The following is a 3030-nucleotide window of genomic DNA, read 5'->3' on the forward strand; positions in this document are numbered from 1 at the left end:
TGCCGTTCTGGTTCGAGCATTACAACAATCTTCACCCTCACAGTGCTTTAGGATATCAGTCACCGCGCGAGTTCATCAGCTCGAAATCTCACACCTGAGCATGTCCGGTCTTTTGGGGGCAACTCCAACCAAAACCATGAAATTCTCTTGCAATGTTAAGACATTCAATGATTGATTGCTGGCATCGAGAGTTTGCTAGTCCTCTGTCAATAATGGTGAGCCTAGCATAGAATTTCTGTAGGCTATCCATATCAGGAAGGTAACAAAGTAAGTGTCCCTGTGGAGTAGAAAGCTCAACTCCAGCAACAACAAGTATTCCAGTTCCATGTGAAGCTTTTATTGTTGCTTCAACATTTGAGATTTCATTGTGGTCTGTCACCGCAATAAGCGACAAACCTTCTCTTTTCGCAGTTTCCACAATATTTAGAGCTGTCATGGTTTCATCGCGTACATCATGTGATGCGCCAAAAGAGTGGATATGCAAATCCGCTCTATGAAATCGCGCTCCCGTTGGAAGCGACAAAACCGCGTCTTCAACACTGAAATACTCGTTATCCATTATTCCCCCCCAAGCAATGCTATCTATTTATAGTAGAGTAGTGTGCGCTTAACAACTGACTGGTGATATTTCACTTTGGGAAAGATTTTTATTTTCCCATTCATCCCCGCCCTGTTTTCCTGACCTATACTGCCTCTGTTCCGTAGATGAACCGGGAAGCATTCCGGTTTGAAGCGGGGCTAGCGCTGGTTGTGAGAGAAGACGTCTCTCTCATATTTCGGGGACTGACAGGAAAAGTCCTCGGGCAATGGCCGAAGGAGAGATGGTTTGGTTTGTGGTGGGCCTTTCTCTTTCTCTGAAGTTCGTTGGCTGAAGGATTGGCTTTGCATGTATAAATCGCTGATGCGGGGCACTGATAAGTGTCTTGATTTCCCCAGGTGGCAATTTTCAGTGCCCCGTTGCAATGCCCATTGAGCAGAAAGGCTGATGGGAAAAGAGATGAAGCTCAAGACACGGTCGCAACTGCGTCGCGTGGTAGGAAAGGTGTGTTCAAATGGGTTTCTATGAAACGTACGTTCTTGCAGCTCGTGCAGATACAGCCCTGATGAGGCGAAGGGTGGCGAAGATTATGAATCGTCGGCGCAAGAAGCAATATTTACACAGCCAGAAGAAGAATTTGGATTTGGAAACCGAGATGAAGAGGGGAGTACCCCTTCGACCCGGGAGGATTCCATAAATATATATTTATATAGATATATACGCAGAAACATATAAAATATATGCTGCGTTGAATTGTATAGGAATATTGAGGGCGAATGAAAATCCGTGACCAGAATCTTGCTTTTACGGCCTGAAATTTGCGGATTGCGGGACGATAGTGTGTAAATATATGATTTTTATGTTGAAATTACCGACATGGTTGGAGAATGATTATGCGCGGAAATTATATAAGTGAGATGGAATTGATTAAAGCGGAGATCGGATTCGGGTGGCGACCAATCATAATAACAATATCATGATATTGTTATTATGATTGGTCGCCACCCGAATCCGATCTCCGCTTTAATCAATTCCATCTCACTTATATAATTTCCGCGCATAATCATTCTCCAACCATGTCGGTAATTTCAACATAAAAATCATATATTTACACACTATCGTCCCGCAATCCGCAAATTTCAGGCCGTAAAAGCAAGATTCTGGTCACGGATTTTCATTCGCCCTCAATATTCCTATACAATTCAACGCAGCATATATTTTATATGTTTCTGCGTATATATCTATATAAATATATATTTATGGAATCCTCCCGGGTCGAAGGGGTACTCCCCTCTTCATCTCGGTTTCCAAATCCAAATTCTTCTTCTGGCTGTGTAAATATTGCTTCTTGCGCCGACGATTCATAATCTTCGCCACCCTTCGCCTCATCAGGGCTGTATCTGCACGAGCTGCAAGAACGTACGTTTCATAGAAACCCATTTGAACACACCTTTCCTACCACGCGACGCAGTTGCGACCGTGTCTTGAGCTTCATCTCTTTTCCCATCAGCCTTTCTGCTCAATGGGCATTGCAACGGGGCACTGAAAATTGCCACCTGGGGAAATCAAGACACTTATCAGTGCCCCGCATCAGCGATTTATACATGCAAAGCCAATCCTTCAGCCAACGAACTTCAGAGAAAGAGAAAGGCCCACCACAAACCAAACCATCTCTCCTTCGGCCATTGCCCGAGGACTTTTCCTGTCAGTCCCCGAAATATGAGAGAGACGTCTTCTCTCACAACCAGCGCTAGCCCCGCTTCAAACCGGAATGCTTCCCGGTTCATCTACGGAACAGAGGCAGTATAGGTCAGGAAAACAGGGCGGGGATGAATGGGAAAATAAAAATCTTTCCCAAAGTGAAATATCACCAGTCAGTTGTTAAGCGCACACTACTCTACTATAAATAGATAGCATTGCTTGGGGGGGAATAATGGATAACGAGTATTTCAGTGTTGAAGACGCGGTTTTGTCGCTTCCAACGGGAGCGCGATTTCATAGAGCGGATTTGCATATCCACTCTTTTGGCGCATCACATGATGTACGCGATGAAACCATGACAGCTCTAAATATTGTGGAAACTGCGAAAAGAGAAGGTTTGTCGCTTATTGCGGTGACAGACCACAATGAAATCTCAAATGTTGAAGCAACAATAAAAGCTTCACATGGAACTGGAATACTTGTTGTTGCTGGAGTTGAGCTTTCTACTCCACAGGGACACTTACTTTGTTACCTTCCTGATATGGATAGCCTACAGAAATTCTATGCTAGGCTCACCATTATTGACAGAGGACTAGCAAACTCTCGATGCCAGCAATCAATCATTGAATGTCTTAACATTGCAAGAGAATTTCATGGTTTTGGTTGGAGTTGCCCCCAAAAGACCGGACATGCTCAGGTGTGAGATTTCGAGCTGATGAACTCGCGCGGTGACTGATATCCTAAAGCACTGTGAGGGTGAAGATTGTTGTAATGCTCGAACCAGAACGGCA

General features: G+C 44.4%; 4 protein-coding genes. 2 read left to right on the forward strand and 2 right to left on the reverse strand.

Annotated elements, in window-relative coordinates; translation table 11 throughout:
• A partial coding sequence (locus M0412_RS26365; RefSeq protein WP_371338343.1) for an integrase core domain-containing protein occupies positions 1-98 on the forward strand: 98 nt, incomplete at its 5' end.
• On the opposite strand, the gene M0412_RS26370 is transcribed toward M0412_RS26365, so the two are convergent.
• The gene (locus M0412_RS26370) at positions 89-559 is read right to left on the reverse strand and encodes a PHP domain-containing protein (RefSeq protein ID WP_371338347.1); all 471 of its coding nucleotides are present in this window, start codon (positions 557-559) and stop codon (positions 89-91) included. The genes M0412_RS26365 and M0412_RS26370 overlap by 10 nt on opposite strands.
• 1912 nt (positions 560-2471) lie before the next feature.
• Between M0412_RS26370 and M0412_RS26375 the strand changes: the two genes are divergently transcribed.
• Positions 2472-2942, forward strand: a complete 471-nt coding sequence (locus M0412_RS26375) for a PHP domain-containing protein (RefSeq protein WP_371338347.1) — start codon at positions 2472-2474, stop codon at positions 2940-2942.
• On the opposite strand, the gene M0412_RS26380 is transcribed toward M0412_RS26375, so the two are convergent.
• A partial coding sequence (locus M0412_RS26380) for an integrase core domain-containing protein (RefSeq protein ID WP_371338343.1) occupies positions 2933-3030 on the reverse strand: 98 nt, incomplete at its 5' end. The two genes, M0412_RS26375 and M0412_RS26380, sit on opposite strands and share 10 nt — an antisense overlap.

The sequence above is a fragment of the Agrobacterium sp. O3.4 genome, from assembly GCF_041414895.1.
Classification (GTDB): Bacteria; Pseudomonadota; Alphaproteobacteria; order Rhizobiales; family Rhizobiaceae; genus Agrobacterium; species Agrobacterium cucumeris.

Coding starts and splice junctions, on each gene's coding strand:
- M0412_RS26375 (WP_371338347.1), top strand. CDS start 2,472: ATGGATAACGAGTATTTCAGTGTTGAAGACGCGGTTTTGTCGCTTCCA.
- M0412_RS26370 (WP_371338347.1), bottom strand. CDS start 559: ATGGATAACGAGTATTTCAGTGTTGAAGACGCGGTTTTGTCGCTTCCA.